At 45.8% G+C, this 1052-nt stretch carries 1 protein-coding gene and 1 pseudogene; both read left to right on the plus strand.

Annotated elements, in window-relative coordinates; translation table 11 throughout:
- Positions 1-279: 279 nt before the first annotated feature.
- A complete protein-coding gene (locus JN12_RS20370) occupies positions 280-633 on the plus strand; it encodes a PilZ domain-containing protein (protein WP_145026393.1) in 354 nt (117 codons plus the stop codon).
- Between the two features lie 216 nt (positions 634-849).
- Positions 850-1052, plus strand: a pseudogene (locus JN12_RS20375) (IS701 family transposase); the annotation flags it as partial.

Below are 1052 nucleotides of genomic sequence, written 5' to 3' on the forward strand. Positions count from 1 at the left end.
AAACCAGCAGATTGAGCAATTCACGTCACGGATTCAGGTTTTATAGTCACACCGGCTGTGCCGGTGGTTTACCGAACTGAACAATTAAAACTTTGTCGGAAAATTTTACACTAAACTAGGTCATCCCAACACAACAGATAAAATCGCCACATTTTCAACAAGATTACTATTGGTGCTATTTTTGCAGTATTTAATCAAAATCGAAAAGCAATCCCATTTATCAATTTTAAGTTATATTAGAATCGGATAACATACAATCTATTAGGAGACTGTTGACCAATGGAAAAACGAAATTTTACCAGGGTCAAACTAAAAGCTGATGTATTGCTTGAATACAACGACTCCAGTCACTCTGGTGAGGTAGATGACATTAGCCTCAAGGGGATGTACGTAAGAACATCTATGCTGGTTCCTGTAAGTAACCCAGTACATGTTACAGTAAATGCTTACCCTTACACCGATATCGGCATGGATGCCCGGGTCGTCAGACAGGGCGAAAACGGTGTAGGGCTGGAAATAAACAAGATGACCGTGGAATCTTTTGTCAGGCTTCGTGACATGATCATGCATCAGGCCACCGACCCCGACGTGGTAATGAACGAGGTCTACAAGGTGGTAAGCTGTATCGTCTAGACAACATGGAACTGATTCGTTTCAGACACCGAATACTGGCCCGTATCTTTTCATTCTGGACTTTAGACTTTCGCGTTCTTTGAAAATAATTGCAGCAGCACAAAAATTTGCTTGACCTTGTGGCCCCAATCGCGGGCCGCGCCTTCCTCGCGACTTGATGTTTGAGAGCGAGTAAGGCGCGGCCTCTAGAGGGAAATTTTCTCTCTGGAGGCCGCTATGGACTACAAGGGATACCGCCATATCCCCAGAGCCCTGTTCGATGCTATCACATTCCTGGCTGAGGCTCTCCCAAAACGTTCGGTTCCAACTTTCCTGGAGCTGCTCTTTGGGGCAATGCTTACCCAGACGGGTTTTGTGACCGATGCCGTCCTGGCGGTCGATACCGTCAGGCACTGGAACAGCTATTACAAGTGGCTCCA

This window comes from Geobacter argillaceus, from assembly GCF_007830735.1.
In the GTDB taxonomy this organism is placed as follows: domain Bacteria; phylum Desulfobacterota; class Desulfuromonadia; order Geobacterales; family DSM-12255; genus Geomobilibacter; species Geomobilibacter argillaceus.